Consider the following 19,814-nt stretch of genomic DNA (forward strand, 5'->3'; position numbering starts at 1 on the left):
TCAACGCAGTCGCGCGAAGTTGGCGGCGCCCTCGATCACATGCTCTCGTTTCTGACTCGCTTCCGGCCGCGTCATCTTGAGAAGCATTTGTTCAGGATTGCCGGCGCCGAATACCGCCTCGATGCTGCGCACGCACAAAACAACGGGTTCGCCGGCAAGGCTGTAATAGACCTGCTTGGCCTGACGACGCGTCGTGACCAGCTCAGCCTTGCGGAGCTCGGCGAGCTGCTGGCTGAGCGCTGGCTGCCCGATGCCGGTTGCCGCGTCCATTTCCGTCACCGACTTTTCCCCTTCGAGGAGAAGGGACAGGATCATCAACCGTTGCGATTGCGCGAACTTGCGCAGCTTGTCGGCCGCGGCCTCGGCTTGCGCCCGGGACTGCCATAGCGCCTTCATCCATCTCTCCGGCAGAACCAGTCGGATTCGTGCTGCGCCTTTTCATCGGCCGGCAGGAGAAGCGGCTGCCCCGGCTGCCAATCAGCCGGAGCAAGCTTCTCGCCGGAATGGGTGGCCTGCAGCGCCGCCACCATCCGCAGCATCTCGTCGACCGAACGTCCGATGGTCAGCGGATAGTGCGTGATCGCCCGGATGACGCCCTCCGGGTCGATGAAGTAACTCGCCCGAACTCCCGCGCTGTTCTCCGCCGTCTCGTCGATCATACCGTAGGTGCGACCGACGAGCATGGACGGGTCCTCGATCACCGGAAACGGGATTTCCACCGAAAAGAGCTCACGTATGGAGCGGGCCCAGGCGAGATGCGCATAGAGGCTGTCGACCGACAGACCGAGAAGTGCGCAATCGAGCGCAGCGAAACGATCGTGCGCTTTGGCGAGCGCCACGAACTCTGTGGTGCAGACCGGCGTGAAGTCCGCCGGGTGCGCAAAGAACACCAGCCACCGGCCCTTGTAGTCGGAAAGCCGGATCGGACCTTGGGTGGAACGGGCCTCGAAATCAGGAGCGGCGTCGCCCATACGCAGGGTCGGGGGAGGTATGCGGATCGATACGTCGTTCATCGAAGCCGTGGTCTCGAAAGCGTCACTTACGTGTTTGTCGTATGGCGCGCCGCCTGACGCAATACGATTACACAGTTACATGGTTAGTTGAATAGATAAAAAAGGCGGCGACGCGACCGGCTTCGAAACCCGAGAACGGCCGGTTCCGACCCGGACCAAACTGGGCAACCTCCTTCGACCCAGGCCTTCTATACGGCCCGTCCACGCGGTCCTCGCCGCCTACCTCGCCACGGCTTTCGTCGTCGGAGGGGTTGGCTTCCAATGTCGTCTCAAGGACCGGACCAATTCCGGTGCGCAACACGCTTGAACGTTGCCCGCCAGAGCATCTACGCTGCTACCCGGAACAGCGCGTACAATCGGCCGCCGGAGGCCCCGATGACCTTTATCTGCTTGGCAATTTCGGGCACGTCGGTTGGCCTCATGGGGCGGCCTTCGTGGGACCGCAAGTAAAGATGGTTGCGCCCTCCCGCAACCATCGCTACCAGCTGGCTTCGGCAACGTCGGTCGCCTTGGACAGGACGGCCTCCAAGCGATCGGCAATGATTCCGCACTCTGGAACCGCCAGCCCAAGTGTAGCAGGCATCTGCGATTCGATGAGCAGATCGTGCCTTCTTCGATCGAAGGAGCCAGTGGTCGTGTCCTGCAGACAGCGGATCGTCTTGCCGAGAAGGCGTGGTGGGCGCCAAAACTACGCTGCCATATCCGAAAACGCCCATTCTCGTGCTTACATACTGCTTACACATAGCGGTCGCACAGGCCGTGTAAGCAAAAAGCGCCCCAAGGGCGCTCTTTAAGCATTTGACTTTCTTGAAGAAAACTGGAGCGGGCGAAGGGATTCGAACCCTCGACCCCAACCTTGGCAAGGTTGTGCTCTACCCCTGAGCTACGCCCGCATAGGTAAGGTTGAAGCGCCAGAGCGCGTCAACGGCCGTCTTATTGCGCAAAGCCGGGACAAATGCAATAGACCTTCGCGAAGTTTTCACCTGCTTCGAGCCGCAGGCCGGTTTGCCGCTGAAAATGGCGCTCCGGCGAAGGGACATATCTGCATGGAACACAGTCTCGTTGCCAGCCGCGATAATCTCTTCCACCGCTTTGCCGAGCTTGGAATCGCGGTCTCAACCAAGGAGCACCCCCCGGTTTTCACGGTGGAGGAAGCGCGGGCGCTGCGTGGCGCCATTCCCGGCGGTCATTGCAAGAACCTGTTTCTGAAGGACAAGAAGGGCGCGATATGGCTGATCGTTGCGCTTGAGGACACCGCCATTGACTTAAAGAGCCTGCCCGCCAAAATCGGCTCCGGGCGGCTGTCCTTTGGGTCCGCCGAGCTCATGCAACAGCTTCTTGGTGTCGAGCCGGGCTCGGTGACCCCCTTCGGGCTGATCAATGATCACGAGCGCCGGGTGAATGTCGTGCTCGAGGAGCAGATGATGCGCCACGAGCTTCTGAATTACCACCCGCTCTCAAACAATGCCACGACCACGATCCGCTCCGCAGACCTCTTGCGCTTCATCGACGCCTGTGGACATCAGCCCAAGATCGTACCCTTGGCCTAGCTTTGCCCGAGTTTGCCCGGCAAGCCTGCGGTGGAGGATGCGGTCCGAGGATTGTAATTCAAGTGTGAGGCGGCCATTTTAGGGCTGGAACCGAAGATCGCTGCGGCGGCCGCTCCACATCTCGTGGATGCTGCAACCGCTCTGCAAACCTATCCCAGGACGTGCGATGGACACACAGATTATCGGCGGTAACAACACCACGCCAACCGCGGACCTCATCAAGGATTCCGATACCGCGCAATTCATGACCGATGTGATCGACGCGTCCCGCCAGGTGCCGGTCATCGTCGATTTCTGGGCGACCTGGTGCGGTCCCTGCCGTCAGCTTGGCCCGGCCCTGGAAAAGGCGGTGCTCGCTGCCAAGGGCAAGGTGCGCCTGGTCAAGATCGATGTCGATAAGAATCAGCAGCTTGCCGCGCAGATGCGCATCCAATCGATCCCGGCGGTCTATGCATTCGTCAACGGTCAGCCGGTCGATGGCTTCCTTGGTGCCCTGCCGGAAAGCCAAATCAAGGCTTTCATCGACAGACTCACCGCCGGTGTGGGCGGTGCGGCCGATCAGGAGATCGAGGCCTTGCTGGCCGCGGCGGATGATGCGATGCGGCTCAATAATCCGGGCGGGGCGATCGAGGCTTATGCCCAGGTTCTGCAATATGACCCCGAGAATGTGGCGGCGCTTGCCGGCATTGCCCGCTGTCAGCTCGAGCTTGGTGATCCCGAGGCTGCGGCTGCGACATTGGATATGGTGCCCGCCGACAAGCAATCCGATCCTGCGATTGTCAGTGCCAGGGCGGCATTGGAGCTCGCTGCAAACCCGGTCGACACCTCTGAAATCGATCGGCTCGAAGCAGCTGTGGCGAGGGATGGCGCTGATCATCAAAGCCGGTTCGACCTCGCATTGGCGCTCAATGGCGCGGGCCGGCGTGCGGAGGCGCTCGATCATCTGCTTGCCATTGTTCGCGCCGATCGAACGTGGAATGAAGATGCAGCCCGCAAGCAGGTCCTCAAGCTGTTCGAGGCCTGGGGGCCGAAGGATGAGCTGACGATTTCCGGCCGGCGGAAGCTGTCCTCCATTCTGTTCTCATAGGCTCGGGGCATCCCGATGGCCGCCTTTGCCGGACGCCAGTCGATCAGCGATTTGCCCAAGCGGCTTGCGATCTTTCCGCTTGGGGGCGTGCTGCTCCTGCCCAGGAGCGAATTGCCGCTCAATATCTTCGAGCCGCGCTACCTTCGCATGGTGGGCGATGCCATGAAGGCTGAGCGGATGATCGGAATGGTGCAACCGGACACGGAGGAGGGTCTTGAGCTCGAGAAAGACCCGGCAGCACGACCAAGCGTCTATTCCATCGGTTGCGCCGGACGGATCACGTCATTTTCCGAAACTGCCGATGGACGCATGCTCATCGTGCTGACGGGTGTGTGCCGCTTTCGCATTGTCGAGGAGCTTCCCCCGGGCGATCTGCCATACCGGGTGATTGTTCCCGACTATAGCGCCTTCGCCGCCGATCTTGATGCGGAGAGCGGGGCCATCTTGTCGGACAGGCGGGGATTGCTGAGAAATTTCGACGAGATCTTTGCGGCCCACGGTCTGCGGGCGGATTGGTCCGATGCAGAGGGCGCAACCGATGAAGCACTGATCAATGCGCTGGCCATGGTCAGCCCCTATAGTCCCCAGGAGAAGCAGGCCTTGCTGGAGGCTGTCGATCTCAGGACCCGGGCCGAGGTGCTTCGCGCATTGACGGATATCGCCTTGGCTGAGAAGAAAGGCGGAATTCCGCCGGTAATACAATGAGGACGAGTAATCGATGAGCGCGAATGATCTGCCAGAGCCCTCTTCGGGATCCCGCGAGGCACAGACACCGCGGCAGACCGCGCATGGCATCGATCCCAAGCTCCTGGAGATCCTGGTCTGCCCGCTGACCAAGACCGTGCTCATCTATGATCGCGACCGGCAGGAGCTGATCTCCAAGGCAGCGGGCCTTGCCTATCCAATCCGAGATGGCATTCCGATCATGCTGCCTGATGAGGCCAGGGAATTGAGCAATGCCGAACGGGACTGACGAGGACAGGCCCTGGCCGGAAGAGCTGAGATTGCGGCCCGGTGGCCAGGCGCTTGCCGTCCTCTTCGATAATGGCGAAACCTTCGAGTTTCCGGCGGAGTTCCTGCGGGTTGAAAGCCCCAGCGCCGAAGTGAAGGGCCACGGCAAGGGGCAGGAGATCACCGTTCCCGGCAAGCGCAATGTGAGGATCACTCAGATCGAGCCGGTCGGGAATTATGCGGTGCGGCTCGTCTTCAGTGACGGCCATATGACCGGCCTGTTCTCCTGGAGCTATCTCCTCGAGATCGGCAGAAAGCAATCGTCCCTTTGGCAGGCCTATCTTGAACGCCTCCGCCAGCAGGGCCTGAGCCGCGATTAGAGGTTCTCGTTTTCTCCAGAAACGCGAATCGCTTTACAGCGGCTTCCCCGCCATGAGCCTCGGGAGCCCTTGTTCGACACCCGCGGCCTGCTGCATGAAAAAGCCTTTGAGCGGCAGAGCCCGATCAACGGCAGCAAGGCCAAAGTCGCGCAGCCGGCGCAGCACCGGATTGTCGTTGGAAAACAGCCGGTTGAGCCCATCGGTGACGAGTGCAACCTTGGTTGCATCATAGCGCCGCCAACGTTGATAGCGTTCGAGCACGATGGGCGCGCCAATATCCTGTCCCAAGCGTGCGGCATCGATGAGCGTCTCGCTCAAGGCCGCGATGTCGCGCAGGCCCAGATTGAAGCCCAGCCCCGCAATGGGATGGAGCACGTGGCCGGCATCACCGACCAGGGCAAGCCTGCGCCCGACATAATCGACGGCAAGCTGCAGCGAGAGGGGGTAGGCGCGACGGGGACCGGCGAGACGAATTGCTCCTAGCCGATCACCCATGCGCCGCATCATCTCGCTCACGAACTCGTCCTCGTTGAGACCGAGGAGGCGCTTGGCTTCGGCTTCCGTCTCAGTCCAGACAAGGGAGGCTTGCTGACCTGGCAGGGGCAGGATCGCAAACGGCCCGGCCGGGAGAAAATGCTCAACCGCCACGCCCTCATGTGGCCGCTCGTGGGCGATGGTGGTCACCAAGCCATATTGCCCATAAGGCCAGCCGACCGTCTTGATGCCGGCCCGCTGCCGCGTCGGGGAATCGCGCCCGTCCGCAGCAATCACCAGAGGTGCTGCGATCTCCTTGCCTTGCGCGAGAACCAGCCGTGCTATGGCACCGCCGGCGTCCAGGTCGATCACCTCTTCGCCCGAAAGCACCTCGATCGTCTCTGATGCCGCGACAGCTTGCTCGAAAGCCCCGTAGAGAAAGCGGCTTTCGATGATGGAGGCGGAGGCCTCCTGACCTTGCCCGTCGAAGCGCAGCAGGACCGGCGATCGCGGCCGATCAAGCTTGCCGTCGCTCACCTCGATGCGGAGGACCGGCTGCGCCTTTGTGGCAATATCGGGCCAGATCCCGAGGCTGGTCAGCATGCGGCGCGACGTGGAAGTGATGGCGAAAGCTCGACCATCACTCTCGACATCGCCATTCGTGTTCGGCTCGGAGCGGTTGCGCCGTGGCTGGCTGTCGACCAGCGCAACCCGCATGGGCGAGCGCGCATGCCGGCCAGCCAATGCGACCGCCATTGTCATGCCGACGAATCCTCCGCCGACTATGATGGCATCAAAGCGGTGAGGGCTCATTGTGGTTTCACCAACCCTGCCTCTGTATCGTCAGTTTGTGATGTGGACATCATTCTGGACCAAACTCCATGGGCGCACGTTAACATAGAGCCCGCCTTTTGACGCGGGCGGCAAGGCGCCTGCCATGGTATTGATTGGGCAGAACTTGCTTTCAAACCGCTGCTCGCCGCAGCCAGAATTTGCAACGGAATTGCTAATGTCGAACGCCATTACGGAGCTTATGCGGATCCTCGACCTCGAACCGCTGGAGCAAAATCTCTTTCGCGGCATTAGCCCCAAGGTTGGATGGCAGCGGGTTTTCGGCGGCCAGGTGATCGGCCAGGCCCTGGTGGCGGCGCTGAGAACCGTCGACCCGGAACGGCCGGCCCACTCGCTTCATGGCTATTTCATGCGGCCTGGCGATCCCAAGGTTCCGATCATCTATGAGGTCCACCGGGATCGGGACGGCAACAGCTTCTCCACGAGACGCGTGGTCGCCATTCAGCATGGCGAGCCTATTTTCAGCATGGCGGCGTCGTTTCAGCGGGAAGAGGTGGGGCTCGAGCATCAATTTCCTATGCCCGACGTGCCCGCCCCGGAGAGCCTGCCGAGCGAGAGCGATGTGCTGAAACAATATCGTGATCACATCCCTGACAATATGCGCCAGTATTTCGAGCGGGAGCGGCCGATCGAACTGCGCCCTGTGGACTTCCGGCACTATCTTTCGCCACAGCCATTGGCGCCGGAACAGTTCATCTGGATCAGAGCGACGGCGCCGCTGCCGGATGATCGTGCGCTTCATCAATGCGTTCTTGCCTATGCGTCGGACATGACCCTCCTCGACACCTCGCTCCTGCCGCATGGGCGCTCGCTGTTCGATCCGGACATGATGATGGCGAGCCTTGATCATGCACTGTGGTTTCACCGTCCATTTCGGGCCGATGAGTGGCTGCTTTATGCCCAGGACACGCCGACAGCCATGGGCGGCCGCGGCTTCAACCGAGGCAGCATCTTCACCCGCAACGGATCCCTTGTTGCTTCCGTTGCCCAGGAAGGCCTTATCCGTGTCAGAAAGCCCAAATAACGGCCCCGATGGACCACCCTGCCCGTGGGGGCAGCTGGACGAGCACTGTCCCCGCGCTGTCATTCTTCACCATTACCTAAGACCCGTTTGACCTAGCTCCGCCAAGGAGGAGTAAAATGCACGCCCAAGAGAAGCTCCGCCGGATCATCGATGCGGCCGTACCCTCGCTCTCCCAGAGCGAGGCCGGGCCAAGGGAGCGTGCATTCGCCGAAATTCTCTTCGGCCATGCAGTGCCAGAGGATCTGGCGCTCTATAGTCCCGAGGATCTTCAAGCCATTGCCCGTAGGGCATTGGCCTTTCTATCGGAGCGGACCCCAGGCCGCTGCAAGATCGACATCTATAATCCCGAATGCGTTGGAACGAGCCGCCTGAAGGATGTCACCGTCATCGAGATCGCGAATGACGACATGCCTTTCCTGCTCGATTCCGCCCTCGGCGTGCTGAATGAGCGCGGCATTGCCATCGAGCTCGTGCTGCATCCTATCCTGGCGGTCGAGCGCACGCGGTCCGGCAGCCTGACCAATTTCTCAGAAAGCGGCACCGCGCCCATGCGCATGCCGCGCGAAAGCCTCATTCATTTCCATGTGTCGCGGCTGAGCAGCCCGGAGGCGATGGACGCGCTCAGCGCCGAGCTCAAGCGCGCCTTTGCCGACACGCGGACGGTGGTGCTCGACTGGGAGCGCATGCGTGATCGCGTGGCGGATCTCATCGAGGATTATCAAACGAACCCGCCGCCGATTCCCCTCGAAGATCTCTCTGAATCCATCCAATTCCTGCAATGGCTGCTCGATGGCCATTTCACTTTCCTTGGCCTCAAGGAATTCCATTTTAAGAATGGCGATAGCGCAGGGCAGCTCGAACCTGCGGACACGCCCGGTCTTGGCCTGCTCCGCGCCCCGGATGCGCGGGTCCTGCGCAAGGGCGAAGAGCTGGTCCATGTGACCCCGGAGGTGATGCAGTGGCTCTCCGAGCCCGACCCGCTCATCATCACCAAGGCCAATGTTCGCTCGACCGTCCACCGCCGCATCTATCTCGATTATGTCGGCGTGAAGCTGTTCACGACCCTTGGCGAGCTGGCCGGCGAGCTTCGGATCGTCGGCCTGTTTACATCGGCGGCATATACCGGAAGCGCTCGGTCGGTTCCGATCATCCGCCGCAAAGTGGCTCAGGTGTTCGCCCATTCGGGCTTTGATGAGGACAGCCACAGCGGCAAGGCGCTGCTGCATATTCTTGAGACCTTCCCACGGGATGAGCTCTTCCAAGCCGATGTGGACACGCTCGAGGATATTTCGACTGGTATTCTGCAGCTGGAGGAGCGGCCGCGAACGCGTCTCTTCGTGCGAAAGGACAAGTTCAACCGCTTCATCGCAGCTCTCGTCTTCGTTCCGCGCGACCGCTTCAGCACGGATGTGCGCATTCGGATCGGTGAGCTGCTGGCCAAAGCCTATCACGGGCATGTCTCGGCCTTTTATCCGTATTTCACCGATTCCGCACTGGTCCGCGTCTACTTCATCATTGGCCGGCGCGAGGGCGAGATCCCGGATGTGAATGTCGGGGAACTCGAGGCGGCGGCCTCCGAGATCGTGCGGACCTGGGATGATCGTTTTGCGGATGCCCTCAACGGCCGCGTCGAGCCCGATCTTGCCCGTAAGCTTCTCGAAAACTACCGGCACCGCTTCTCAGCGGGCTATCGTGATGCCTATCCACCGGCGCGGGCGGTGGACGATATTCTGCGCATCGAGGAGTTGCGCGATGCCGGCGATATCGCCCTTAGCCTATACCGCGAGGATCGGGACGAGAGCCATACGGTTCGCCTGAAGCTTTACCATCTGGGCGAGCCCATTCCCTTGAGCGACCGGCTGCCGATCCTGTCCAATATGGGCTTCCGCTCGATCAATGAGCGTACCTATCGGATCGAGCGTGCGGCAGGCGATATGGTGGTGCTGCATGAGGTCAAGCTGCAGACCACCGACAATGCGCCGGTCGACCTCAATGCCCTCCGTGACAAGATCATCGAGGGATTTCTCGCGGTCTGGGACGTTGAAGCCGAGAATGATGCCTATAACGGCCTCATCGTGCGGAAGGGACTGGCCTGGCGGGATGCCGCGCTTCTGCGGGCCATGGGCAAGTATCTCTGGCAGGCAGGTGCAACCTTCGCCGATGGGTATATGGCAGCGACACTCAACAAATATGCCGATATCGCGGAACGGCTCGTGCGGCTGTTTTATGTGCGCTTCGACCCGGCCTTCCACGCGCCGACCGGCGAGGGCCACCCGAACCAGCCGGAAGCCCAGACGTTGCTGAAGGAAATCGACGATGCGCTCGCCGCGGTGCCGAGCCTGGATGAGGACCGGATCATCCGGGGATTCAGCAATCTCATCCAGGCCATTACCCGCACCAATTTCTTCCAGCGCGATGTGGCCGGCAATCCGCGGCACACCATCAGCTTCAAGATCAACTCGAAGCTGGTGACCGGGCTGCCCGAACCCAGGCCTTTCGCCGAAATTTTCGTCTATGCTCCTGATATGGAAGGCGTCCACCTGCGCGGCGGCCGGATCTCCCGCGGCGGCATCCGCTGGTCTGACCGACCTACCGATTTCCGCACCGAGATTTTGGGGCTTCTCAAGGCGCAGAATGTCAAGAACGCCGTTATTGTGCCGGTTGGCGCCAAGGGCGGCTTTGTCTGCAAGCGCATGCCCAGTGATGCAAGCCGCGAGCAGATCCAGGCGGAAGGGATACGCTGCTATAAGCTGCTGATCTCGAGCCTGCTCGATCTCACCGATAATCTCACCGCGCAAGGCCTCGTTCATCCCGCAGACACCGTGCGCCATGACGACACGGACCCCTATCTCGTGGTTGCCGCGGACAAGGGCACGGCCACCTTCTCGGACATTGCCAACGGTCTGTCCGAGGAGCGCGGCTTCTGGCTCGGCGATGCCTTCGCTTCGGGGGGCTCTGCGGGCTATGACCACAAGAAGATGGGGATCACCGCGCGTGGTGCCTGGGAGGCGGTGAAGCGTCATTTCCGGGAAATGGATATCGATATCCAGAACCAGCCATTCACGGCGATTGGCGTGGGCGACATGTCGGGCGACGTCTTCGGCAACGGGATGCTTTTGTCGAAAACGACCAAGCTTCTTGCGGCATTCGATCACCGGGATATCTTCATCGATCCCGACCCTGATCCGGAGACGAGCTGGGCCGAGCGGGCGCGGCTGTTTGCTTTGCCTCGCTCGTCCTGGCAGGACTATTCGAAGGAGCTCATCTCTAAGGGAGGCGGCGTGTTCAGCCGCCAGGCAAAGGTTGTGCCGCTGAGCGAGGAGATCCGCGCATTGACGGGTCTTGAAGCGACACAAGTCTCCCCGGCGGAGCTCATTAAGGCTCTGCTCAAGGCGAAGGTCGACCTGATCTGGTTCGGCGGGATCGGAACCTATGTCCGGGCGAGCGACGAGAATGATGTCGAGGTCGGTGATCGTGCAAATGACAGTTTGAGGGTCGCGGCATCGGAGCTCTCCGCAAAGGTCATCGGCGAGGGCGCCAATCTCGGCGTCACACAGCGCGGACGGATCGAGTTCGCGTTGAATGGCGGGCGGATCAACACCGACGCGGTGGACAATTCGGCCGGCGTGAACTCATCCGACTACGAGGTGAATATCAAGATCGCGCTCGGGGCGGCGGAGGTGCGGGGCAAGATCGATCGTCCCTCGCGCAACCAGCTTCTCGCCGCGATGACTGACGACGTCGCCCAACACGTCTTGCGCAACAACTATTTGCAGACGCTCTGCCTGACATTGGCCCAGAGCCGCAACGTCGAGGAGCTCAGCTTCCACATCCGCATGATGCGGACCCTGGAGCGGCAAGGGCTTCTCGACCGCGCCTTGGAATATCTCCCGGATGATCGCGCTCTACGTGCCCGACAAGCCCAGTCCCAGGGGCTCACCCGTCCGGAACTTGCGGTATTGATGGCCTATGCCAAGATCGTGCTGTTCGATCAGATCCTCGACAGCAACATCCCGGATGATCCCTATCTTGCGCGGGAACTGCACCGGTATTTCCCGTCACAGCTTTGCGAGAAGATCGAGCCGGAGGTGAATGGCCATAGGCTCCGTCGGGAGATCATCTCGACGATGCTGGCCAATAGCATAATCAACCGCGGGGGACCGGCTTTCGTCTCGCGCCTGCGCGATGAGACCGGTGCGTCAGTGGAGGCGATCGTTACGGCTTATGCGGCCGCACGCGACAGCTTCGGCTTCATCGAGCTCAACGAGCTCATCGACAACCTGGATAATAAGATCGAGACCAGCCTCCAAACGGAACTCTATCACGAGCTCCAGCAGCTGATGAGGCTGCAAACCATGTGGTTCCTGCGCAATGAAACGGCGCACGGCCGCCTGGAGGCGCTCGTTTCGCACTATAGAGCCGGGCTTGCGGCGATCGCAGCGGCGCTTCCGGCCGCATTGCCGCAAGCAACGCGGAACGACTGGGATGCTTATATCGGCCGCCTGATTGAGGCGGGTGTTCCAGAGGAGACAGCGCGCAAGCTGTGCTGCGCGCGCTATCTCTATCGGGGCGCGGACATCGTCGCGGTCGCCACGCGCGCCGATGTGGCTGTGACGGATGCCACGGAGATTTTCTTCACCGTCGGCCATGGCCTTCATATCGACGATCTGTTGCGCAGCGCCTCGACCATTCACGTCAGCGATTATTATGACCGGCTGGCGGTGAACAGGACCATAGACTCTATCTTCGCGACCCATCGGGACCTCGTTGCGGATATCCTGCAGAAACACGGCGCCGACGGTTGGGAGGATTGGGAAAAGGCCAATGCGGAGACGATCGAACCTGCGATCGCCAGTATCCTCGAAACATTATCGGCAGGAGATCTGACGGTCGCGCGATTGGCGGTGCTGGCCAGCCTGCTGCAGGACACCCGATCCGCAGCCCAGTCGTAAGCTGATCGCATAGAGCTCGAGCGGTTTCGCTTCTCTTTCACAGGCGAAACCGCTCAAAGCCTTTGCTTGGCCTGGTATCTCACGCGACCGCTATCCTATTCGCCCGAAAATGCTCGAAGTCTCGGGTCCATTCGTGGATGAGCTCCCATGAATGATTCTGTGTGCGACTCGTATACACCTATAGCGTGTAGTAACCGAATGTGTGTAACTTATTGTTGTGTGTTGCCGCTATACAAGTTAGGTCACGGCGTGGCCGTTTGTGGACGGCCGGACATACGGCTCGGCTGCATCCCGGAGAACCCCCGCGGATCCTCGGAAATGTTGCCCCGGAACGTCGTCCTCTGGAGGGTACGTGAATGGTTTCAGATCCCGGTGTTCTCAACGACGCTGCTTTTTCCCGCAGAGTTCAAGGCCAGACCCAGAAATTGAAGCGGGAGGCCGGCGTCATTGGGCTGCTCTATGCCGGAGTGGGTGGAATGATAGGCTTTGGCTGGCTGTTTGGGCCTCTCAGTGCCGCACAACAAGCTGGTCCGCTGAGCATTGCCGCGTGGATCATTGGTGGCGTCGCTGTTCTGATGTTGGCGCTCGTCTATGCTGAACTGGCAACGATGTTTCCGCGAAGCGGTGCGCTGGTGCATATGAGCCATTTGAGCCACGGCAGGCTCGTCGGCCGCATTTGGGGATGGATCCTCATTCTCGCCTACATCACCATCGCCCCTGTAGAGGCCATCGCCATACTGAGCTACTCGGAAGCCTACCTTCCGGGGCTCATCGACCCGGTCACAACCACATTGACGCCCAAAGGCATTGTTGCCGCCATCGTTCTCCTCGCACTCATGGTCGGCCTCAATTTCCTTGCGATCAGGCATGTGCTCAACATGAACAGCACGGCGACATGGTGGAAATTGGCAGTGCCAATTGGCACCATCATTGTGCTCTTGAGCGCCTCATATCATCCCGAGAATTTTACCGTGGTCCATCCGGCCGCAACCTGGGATGGCGTGTTCACCGCTGTTTCGACGGCTGGGATCTTCTTCAGCCTGTTCGGCTTCAGACAGGCCATCGATCTTGCGGGTGAGACGAAGAATCCTGGCCGATATTTGCCCGTCGCCGTGATTGGTACCGTCGTGATCGGCACGGTTCTCTATGTCGCCCTGCAGTTTGCGTTCATCGCCGCGCTTGATCCCACCATGGTCAAGGAGCAAGGCTGGGCGGCACTGCATTTCGACCATCTGACCGGCCCATTTGCGGCCCTGACCCTGGCGGTCGGAGCCACATGGTGGGCGGTGATCCTATATTCAGATGCAATCGTCTCCCCTGCAGCGTGTGGCTTCATCTATACGACTACCGCTTCCCGGATTCTCATGGCGACGGGTGAGACGGGCGACCTTCCAAGGGCCCTGAGTCGTGTCAATCGGTTCGGCGTACCCTGGCTGGCGCTTCTGATGACCTTCGGCCTGGGAGCCCTGTTCTTCTTTCCGTTCCCGTCATGGCACAAGCTCGTCGGCTATATTTCGTCGATCACCGTACTGTCTTACGGAATCGGGCCGATCCTGCTGCTCCGGCTGCGCATGTCGATGCCTGAGGCTCCGCGAGCCTTTGCTCTGTGGGGCGCCTGGATCATCGCGCCACTGGCGTTCATATCCTCAAACTTCATCATCTTCTGGGCCGGCTTCGAGACCGTGAACTTCCTGTTCATGCTGCTGGGCGTGTTCTTTCTCGCCTATCTCGTCTATTTCTTCTTCATCACCGATGACCGGTCGGAGGATCTCGATTGGCAGCACGCTCTGTGGCTGTTGCCCTATTTCGGGGGCATGTGGCTGATCAGTGCGATTGGACCGGTTGATCTCGGTGGCAGTGGCATGGTCTCGTTCATGACCGGTGTGGTCTTGGTCAGCCTGCTGAGCCTTCTGGTACTGGTTCTGGCCTTGGCCAATACTCTGCCGGAGACCCGGATGCGTGAGGAGATGAAGATGGTTGTAGGCGAGTCCGCAGCCACGGACCCGCACATTGTGTCCTGATCCGGGCGGGCCCCATGGGGCGATTACGGCACGCGCGACCGAGATCAGAACTCGTGTCCGAAGAGCGAGAGCTCACCCGGATACCAGCTCTCAACAAGGGCGCGTGTGCGGTTGTTGTAGTAGGAGCGATAGGCTCGCGAGCTCTCGGGTCGCACACCTCGCTTGGCGAAGGGCATCTGCGCAGGCTGGGGCAATCCCAGAGTGCGCATGACCGTTTTCAGGTCAGTCGCGAGCGTCTCATAATTGCCGATGAAGTCGACCGCCACCTTCCCGTCGATCGTATAGATCTGATAATTGTCGACCTTGGCCCGGTGCGATCGGTGAAGGAAGGTCGGAAAGTCCGGCCAGCGGCGCGCGCTCTTCGGTGTCTTCGTCCGGTAATGGTACCAGGACACCTGGCGATCATAGATATTCCGGTCGAAGCTGAACTTGTAATAGCTGCGCCAGATTTTCTCCCCGACATATTCCCGGATGTCCTCAGCCCGGATGTGGTCGTGGAAGTCCACCCATTTCCATCCCTCTATGGGGTAGAACTCATGGATGAGAGGACGCGGATCCAGGGCCAAGATTGGCCGAAGATGATTGCGTGCACGATGCCCGACGCGCCGGGTGAGTTCCGTCGGCGTGAGCGGTGTGATGATGTCATCGTCCCCGCAATGAGGAAACAGAACCAGCTCGATGCTGGTGCTGGCGGTCTTCCGTGTCTTGAGGAATATGAACCGATGTTTGTGTGACAGAATCACGGCGCGGCCATCCGAGTGATGGCAGGAAAATGACACATTTTTAACTTTTAATCGCAACAGAATTGCAAGTCGAGGCATAAAACTCCGCACACGTGCAAAAGATTGCGATGGAGGCCACCATTCACGATGAGTGATGGCGGGAGGCAGTCGCAGTCAGTCAGTCTGAGTGCTCTCGGGCGGTGCCCTATACCGGCGTGCGCCGCCTGCTGATCCGCACAGGCCGAGCGGAGTCTTTTCGCCGTCAGAGTGGCTCACACGACTTCGGTTGACGGGTTTCGGCTCAGATCGGCCAGCACCCGAAGGGCGCGCTCCAGGCTCGATCTCTGCGCGGGGGCCATCAGGCAGAGCCTGACGCCTCCGGATTTGTCCCCGCCGACCGCGACTGCATCGGGAGGCGTGACGCGAACCCCGCGCTCTAGCGCGCGCCGCGCCAATTTTTCCGCTGCGGCCGTGGCCATCGGAAGCCATATATGTGGCGATCCCTCGGGCATCGGCAGGACCTTCAAGCCAAGCACCTTGCTGGCGAGCCCAATCCGATATTCCGCTTCCGAGCGAAGAATGTCTCTGGCCTTCAAGTGAACCCCGGCCTCGATGAGCGCGCGGGCGATCTCGACATCCAAAGGCGAGCTGCCCCATGTCTCCGCGCGGATGCGCGCTGCAATCGCCGACCGACGCTCGCGCGGCGGGATCAGCACGCCCACACGAATCAATGGCGTGAGAGATTTTGAAAGGCCGTTCAGATAGTAAACCCGTTCAGCATCCATTTCGTGGAAGGTCTTGCTCTTCGACTGTGCATAGATGCTGTAGATATCGTCCTCGATGATATAGGCATCATATCGCCTGCAGATATCGAGAACGTCTTGCCGCCTGTCCGCTCCCATCTCGAAGCCGAACGGATTTTGACAAACCGGCGTGAGATAGATGGCCTTGCAGTTGGTCTCCTTGAGCATGCTCTCGAGCTCGGCCGGGATCATGCCCTGATCATCATGGTCAACTGCACAGAGTGAAAGACCGAGATTTCTGGCAGCGGCGATCGCCCCGGAGAATGTCGCAGCCTCGGTTGCGATCATCTTGGTGATGCTGCTCAGGTCCGCCATGGCCAGATGAATGGCATGCTGCCCGCCAATGCTGATCAGCATGTCGTCGGGATCGGCAGTGAGCCTCGTTGCTGCCAGCCACGCCGCGAGACCGTCCCGTTGAGAGCGGCCGCCGCCTGGCTCGGGATAACCGCCATTGGGAACACCACCCAAGCGCCCCGCCGCAATGCTGCTGGCCGAACGGAACGTGGCTTCATCGATGACGGGTAGGGGGGCATTGAAGCTGAGATCGACCGGTTCATCGTCAGGCGTCACCGGCAGATTGACGAAAGTGCCGCGACCGGTTTCACCGCGCAGCACGCCGCGCCTTTCAAGAAGATCGATCGCCTTGGTCACCGTCCCGATCGCCACATTGGCGCCCCGGGCGATCTCGCGATGGGTGGGAAGCCGGTCGCCGCGGCAATACCGGCCTGAAGCGATCAGGTGCTGGACCGCGTCGGCAAGTCTTTCATGAAGCGGACCTTTTCCGTCGGGCAGCGAGAGTTGAATTGTGTCGTGATCAGCCACGCCCATCTCCGGTGAACAGTTGGCGAATTGTATCACCAAACCGGGTGGCCCCACCACCCGAGTGGGGCACCAGCCCGACTTCCCCTTTGACGCCGGCGAAAAATGGCGGAATGCTGGCACCGATTTGAGAGGTGAGCGTTCCAATGCCGATAAAGCCTGAAATTGCTGATTTTGAAGCGGAAATGCGGGCCTGGCGCCGCGACCTGCATACCCATCCCGAGCTGGGCTTCGAGGAAGAGCGAACCAGCGCGTTCGTTGCACGGCAGCTCAGGGCGTTCGGCCTCGACGAGGTGGTGGAACGCATTGGTGGCACCGGCGTGGTTGGCGTATTGCACGGGCGCGGTGGAGCCGGCGACAATAGCGGCCCGAGAATTGGCCTTCGCGCCGATATGGACGCCCTTCCGATCGAGGAGGAGAACGAGTTTTCATATCGCTCCCAGGTTCCCGGCAAGATGCACGCTTGCGGCCATGACGGCCACACGACGATGCTGTTGGGCGCGGCCAAATACCTGGCCAGCCATCGCAATTTCCGCGGCACTGTCCATTTCATCTTTCAGCCGGCGGAAGAAGGTCTCGGCGGTGCCCAGCGCATGCTGGATGACGGGCTGTTCGAGCGCTTTCCCTGCGATGGCGTCTACGGCCTGCACAATTGGCCGCAGCTGCCCGCCGGCACTTTCGCCGTAAGGGCAGGACCGGCAATGGCCGCAGCTGACCGATTTGACGTGACTGTGACGGGCCGCGGCGCGCATGGCGCCATGCCGCATCTTTCGATCGACCCCCTGCTGGCAGCGGTGGATATGGTAAGCGCGCTGCAATCCGTGGTCAGCCGCAATGTCGATCCCCTCGACAGCGCCGTGGTGAGCATCACTCAGATCCATAGCGGCACAACGCACAATATCATCCCGGCGGAAGCTCGGTTCGGCGGTACGGCACGCTCGTTCCGGCCCGAGACCCGCGACTTCCTCGAGCGCCGGATCCGCGAGATCGTGACTGGGATTGCTGAGGCCCACGGCACCACCGCCACGGTCAGTTTTATCAGGCAGATGTCGGCCACGATCAACAGCCCGCAGCAGACGGAATGGGCGAGAGCGGTTGCCGCTGATCTGGTGGGAGGCGAGGCTGTTCGCACCGACATACCGCCATCCATGGGTGCTGAGGATTTCGGCGAGATGCTCCTGCAGGTTCCCGGCAACTACATTTGGTTGGGCCAAGGCAAGGGACCGGGTACGCCCATGCTGCATACGTCTAAATATGACTTCAATGACGAGGTGTTGACCCTCGGTGCATCCTATTGGGCAGCTCTGGTGGAAACCCTGGCCCCATTGCGGCTCACGCCGGGCTGAGCTCAGCATCTCCCCTCGCGGCCTTGGATCTGCGGGGGGCGTATTTACTCGGCCATATGATATAACATATAACCAACGGGTAACGCGTCAAAGCGGGGAAGGATTGCTATGGAAGACATCAAGCGCACGGGCCGGATGGCCATAGGCCATAAGGCGGTCGAGCATCAGGGCGTGGTTTACGTCGGCGGGCTCATCGCCACCGATCTCACGGCCGATATGAAGGGTCAGACGAAACAGATCACCGAAAAGATTGATGCGGTTCTCGCCGAACACGGCACATCCAAGGACAAGTTGCTCTCGGCCACGATTTTCGTGACGGACTTGAGCCTGCGGCCCAAGATGAACGAGGCCTGGGCAGAGTGGCTTTCCCCTGAGAACCTGCCGGCCCGTGCGACGATCGGTGTGGCAGATCTCGGGCCGAATGTGCTGATCGAAGTCACCGCGGTCGCCGCGAAATAAGCACCGGAGGGGCGGCTCGATGAGCCAGGGGGGCATCAGCCCGGAACGCCCGGTTGTCGTGATCGGGGCGGGAATTGTTGGTGTGTGCTGCGCGGCCTATTTGGTCCGCGAAGGCTTGCCCGTCGTGTTGACCGATCGGCGCGGGCCCGGCGAGATGACCTCCTTCGGCAATCTCGGCGGCATTCAGAACCTTGCGGCAACACCCATCGCCCTTCCCGGCATGCTGCGGGATGTGCCCCGCTGGCTCCTCGATCCGGATGGCCCGCTCCATGTCCGCCCCGCTTATCTGCCCCAGGTTCTTCCCTGGCTCTGGCGCTTCTGGCGTCAATCCGAGCCGGAGCGGGTGCTGCATAACGCTAAGGCGCTGAATGATCTGAACCGCCGCTCAGCGGAGTGCCATCTGGAGCTCGCGCGCTGGGCCGGCCTCGAGCATCTCTTCAAGATCCCGGGCCAGCTCTATCTCTGGACCTCGCGCGCCTATTACGATCAGAGCACATTTTCCCGTCGCATCTGGGCATCGACCGGCCAGCCCTTCGATGAGATCGGTCCCGCGGAAATTCGCGAGATGGAGCCGGGCCTTGCCCCGGTATTCGAGGTCGGCCTTCGGATTCCCGGCAATGGATACTGCCGCGATCCCTTTGGCCTGGCGAAAGGCTTGGCCGCGAAAGCCGTCAGCGAGGGCGCGCAGTTCATTCAAGCCGAAGCGAATGGCTTTCGGACATCCGGCGGTATGCTGACCGGGGTCGAAACCGATCGCGGCGTGATCGATGCGGGTGCCGTGGTCCTTGCGCTCGGCATGTGGTCGAAGCGCCTGGCCTCGTCATTGGGCTATCACGTGCCGCTGGAAAGCCATCGTGGCTATCACGTGACCATTGCCAATCCCGGGATTCAGCTTGGCTCAATGTGCCTGGTGATCGATAAGAAAGTCGCCATCACGCCCATGACGAGCGGCCTCAGGATTGGCGGCACTGTCGAATTTGCCGGTCTCGATGCGCTGCCCGACTATCGCCGCGCCCGGCAATTCCTCGCATTGGGCAAGCAGCTCATCAGCGGGCTCGACACCTCGACTCACCAGGAATGGATGGGCCATCGCCCCTGCCTGCCGGACAGCTTGCCCGTGATCGGCCGCACCCAGCGTTTTGGTAATCTCTATTGCGCCTTCGGCCATGGCCATATGGGATTGCTCGGATCGGCGCCCACCGGTAGCATTATCGCAGACCTGATTGCGGGCCGGTCCCCGTCCACGCAGCTCGAACCATTCCGTATCGAGCGCTTCTGAACCGCTTCAGCGATTGACAGAAACTTCCAACCGATATGATATATCCTTCATAAGAGGGGGGAGGCGACCTGTCTGCGCGAAC

General features: G+C 60.8%; 16 protein-coding genes and 1 tRNA gene. 11 read left to right on the forward strand and 6 right to left on the reverse strand.

The window, feature by feature from the left end:
* The 3 genes from RCF49_RS14475 to RCF49_RS14485 form a co-directional block, all read right to left on the reverse strand.
* A complete protein-coding gene (locus RCF49_RS14475) occupies nt 1–396 on the reverse strand; it encodes an ArsR/SmtB family transcription factor (RefSeq protein WP_183319107.1) in 396 nt (131 codons plus the stop codon).
* Nucleotides 393–971, reverse strand: a complete 579-nt coding sequence (locus RCF49_RS14480; protein ID WP_183319117.1) for a peroxiredoxin — start codon at nt 969–971, stop codon at nt 393–395. The genes RCF49_RS14475 and RCF49_RS14480 overlap by 4 nt, the downstream gene beginning before the upstream one ends.
* An 860-nt stretch (nt 972–1,831) precedes the next feature.
* Nucleotides 1,832–1,906 (reverse strand) — tRNA-Gly (locus tag RCF49_RS14485).
* A gap of 153 nt (nt 1,907–2,059) precedes the next feature.
* Here RCF49_RS14485 and RCF49_RS14490 point away from each other — a divergent pair.
* The 5 genes from RCF49_RS14490 to RCF49_RS14510 all read left to right on the forward strand — a co-directional run bounded on the left by RCF49_RS14490 (nt 2,060) and on the right by RCF49_RS14510 (nt 4,981).
* Nucleotides 2,060–2,563, forward strand: coding sequence for a prolyl-tRNA synthetase associated domain-containing protein (locus RCF49_RS14490; RefSeq protein WP_342640513.1), 504 nt, complete (start codon nt 2,060–2,062; stop codon nt 2,561–2,563).
* Nucleotides 2,564–2,729: 166 nt separating this feature from the next.
* The gene (trxA, locus tag RCF49_RS14495; RefSeq protein ID WP_342640514.1) at nt 2,730–3,650 is read left to right on the forward strand and encodes a thioredoxin; all 921 of its coding nucleotides are present in this window, start codon (nt 2,730–2,732) and stop codon (nt 3,648–3,650) included.
* A gap of 15 nt (nt 3,651–3,665) precedes the next feature.
* Nucleotides 3,666–4,355 carry an LON peptidase substrate-binding domain-containing protein gene (locus tag RCF49_RS14500; protein WP_342640515.1) on the forward strand — a complete coding sequence of 230 codons (690 nt, stop codon included), beginning with the start codon at nt 3,666–3,668 and terminating at the stop codon, nt 4,353–4,355.
* Nucleotides 4,356–4,368: 13 nt separating this feature from the next.
* On the forward strand, nt 4,369–4,623 hold the full coding sequence (locus tag RCF49_RS14505; RefSeq protein ID WP_342640516.1) for a Trm112 family protein: 255 nt from the start codon (nt 4,369–4,371) through the stop codon (nt 4,621–4,623).
* Nucleotides 4,607–4,981 (forward strand): DUF971 domain-containing protein, encoded by a 375-nt coding sequence (locus tag RCF49_RS14510; protein WP_342640517.1) that lies wholly within the window; start codon nt 4,607–4,609, stop codon nt 4,979–4,981. The genes RCF49_RS14505 and RCF49_RS14510 overlap by 17 nt, the downstream gene beginning before the upstream one ends.
* A gap of 33 nt (nt 4,982–5,014) precedes the next feature.
* On the opposite strand, the gene RCF49_RS14515 is transcribed toward RCF49_RS14510, so the two are convergent.
* Nucleotides 5,015–6,268, reverse strand: coding sequence for an FAD-dependent monooxygenase (locus RCF49_RS14515; protein WP_342640518.1), 1,254 nt, complete (start codon nt 6,266–6,268; stop codon nt 5,015–5,017).
* A gap of 196 nt (nt 6,269–6,464) precedes the next feature.
* On the opposite strand from RCF49_RS14515, the gene tesB reads away from it, so the two are divergent.
* From tesB to RCF49_RS14530, 3 genes are all read left to right on the forward strand, one after another.
* Nucleotides 6,465–7,331 carry an acyl-CoA thioesterase II gene (gene tesB / locus RCF49_RS14520; RefSeq protein ID WP_342640519.1) on the forward strand — a complete coding sequence of 289 codons (867 nt, stop codon included), beginning with the start codon at nt 6,465–6,467 and terminating at the stop codon, nt 7,329–7,331.
* A gap of 116 nt (nt 7,332–7,447) precedes the next feature.
* Complete coding sequence (locus tag RCF49_RS14525) at nt 7,448–12,283, forward strand: NAD-glutamate dehydrogenase (protein ID WP_342640520.1); 4,836 nt, start codon at nt 7,448–7,450, stop codon at nt 12,281–12,283.
* A gap of 356 nt (nt 12,284–12,639) precedes the next feature.
* Entirely contained in the window at nt 12,640–14,304 is a 1,665-nt protein-coding gene (locus RCF49_RS14530; protein WP_342640521.1) for an APC family permease, read from the forward strand.
* A 44-nt stretch (nt 14,305–14,348) separates the two neighbouring features.
* Here the strand turns inward: RCF49_RS14530 and RCF49_RS14535 are convergent, their stop codons facing one another.
* Both RCF49_RS14535 and RCF49_RS14540 read right to left on the reverse strand, forming a co-directional pair.
* Complete coding sequence (locus tag RCF49_RS14535; RefSeq protein ID WP_342640522.1) at nt 14,349–15,047, reverse strand: sulfotransferase family 2 domain-containing protein; 699 nt, start codon at nt 15,045–15,047, stop codon at nt 14,349–14,351.
* A 251-nt stretch (nt 15,048–15,298) separates the two neighbouring features.
* Nucleotides 15,299–16,651, reverse strand: a complete 1,353-nt coding sequence (locus RCF49_RS14540; protein ID WP_342640523.1) for a PLP-dependent aminotransferase family protein — start codon at nt 16,649–16,651, stop codon at nt 15,299–15,301.
* Between the two features lie 143 nt (nt 16,652–16,794).
* On the opposite strand from RCF49_RS14540, the gene RCF49_RS14545 reads away from it, so the two are divergent.
* The 3 genes from RCF49_RS14545 to RCF49_RS14555 all read left to right on the forward strand — a co-directional run bounded on the left by RCF49_RS14545 (nt 16,795) and on the right by RCF49_RS14555 (nt 19,732).
* Nucleotides 16,795–17,994, forward strand: coding sequence for a M20 aminoacylase family protein (locus tag RCF49_RS14545; protein WP_342640524.1), 1,200 nt, complete (start codon nt 16,795–16,797; stop codon nt 17,992–17,994).
* 108 nt (nt 17,995–18,102) lie between these two features.
* Complete coding sequence (locus RCF49_RS14550; RefSeq protein ID WP_342640525.1) at nt 18,103–18,453, forward strand: RidA family protein; 351 nt, start codon at nt 18,103–18,105, stop codon at nt 18,451–18,453.
* A 19-nt stretch (nt 18,454–18,472) separates the two neighbouring features.
* Nucleotides 18,473–19,732 (forward strand): NAD(P)/FAD-dependent oxidoreductase, encoded by a 1,260-nt coding sequence (locus tag RCF49_RS14555; RefSeq protein WP_342640526.1) that lies wholly within the window; start codon nt 18,473–18,475, stop codon nt 19,730–19,732.
* The last annotated feature ends 82 nt before the right edge of the window (nt 19,733–19,814 follow it).

Source organism: Rhodoligotrophos sp. CJ14 (genome assembly GCF_038811545.1).
Classification (GTDB): Bacteria; Pseudomonadota; Alphaproteobacteria; order Rhizobiales; family Im1; genus Rhodoligotrophos; species Rhodoligotrophos ferricapiens.

Excerpts from the sequence above, each read along its gene's own strand:
- RCF49_RS14475 (WP_183319107.1), bottom strand. The coding sequence starts at position 396 with ATGAAGGCGCTATGGCAGTCCCGGGCGCAAGCCGAGGCCGCGGCCGAC.
- RCF49_RS14480 (WP_183319117.1), bottom strand. The coding sequence starts at position 971 with ATGGGCGACGCCGCTCCTGATTTCGAGGCCCGTTCCACCCAAGGTCCG.
- RCF49_RS14490 (WP_342640513.1), top strand. The coding sequence starts at position 2,060 with ATGGAACACAGTCTCGTTGCCAGCCGCGATAATCTCTTCCACCGCTTT.
- trxA (WP_342640514.1), top strand. The coding sequence starts at position 2,730 with ATGGACACACAGATTATCGGCGGTAACAACACCACGCCAACCGCGGAC.
- RCF49_RS14500 (WP_342640515.1), top strand. The coding sequence starts at position 3,666 with ATGGCCGCCTTTGCCGGACGCCAGTCGATCAGCGATTTGCCCAAGCGG.
- RCF49_RS14505 (WP_342640516.1), top strand. The coding sequence starts at position 4,369 with ATGAGCGCGAATGATCTGCCAGAGCCCTCTTCGGGATCCCGCGAGGCA.
- RCF49_RS14510 (WP_342640517.1), top strand. The coding sequence starts at position 4,607 with ATGCCGAACGGGACTGACGAGGACAGGCCCTGGCCGGAAGAGCTGAGA.
- RCF49_RS14515 (WP_342640518.1), bottom strand. The coding sequence starts at position 6,268 with ATGAGCCCTCACCGCTTTGATGCCATCATAGTCGGCGGAGGATTCGTC.
- tesB (WP_342640519.1), top strand. The coding sequence starts at position 6,465 with ATGTCGAACGCCATTACGGAGCTTATGCGGATCCTCGACCTCGAACCG.
- RCF49_RS14525 (WP_342640520.1), top strand. The coding sequence starts at position 7,448 with ATGCACGCCCAAGAGAAGCTCCGCCGGATCATCGATGCGGCCGTACCC.
- RCF49_RS14530 (WP_342640521.1), top strand. The coding sequence starts at position 12,640 with ATGGTTTCAGATCCCGGTGTTCTCAACGACGCTGCTTTTTCCCGCAGA.
- RCF49_RS14545 (WP_342640524.1), top strand. The coding sequence starts at position 16,795 with ATGCCGATAAAGCCTGAAATTGCTGATTTTGAAGCGGAAATGCGGGCC.
- RCF49_RS14550 (WP_342640525.1), top strand. The coding sequence starts at position 18,103 with ATGGAAGACATCAAGCGCACGGGCCGGATGGCCATAGGCCATAAGGCG.
- RCF49_RS14555 (WP_342640526.1), top strand. The coding sequence starts at position 18,473 with ATGAGCCAGGGGGGCATCAGCCCGGAACGCCCGGTTGTCGTGATCGGG.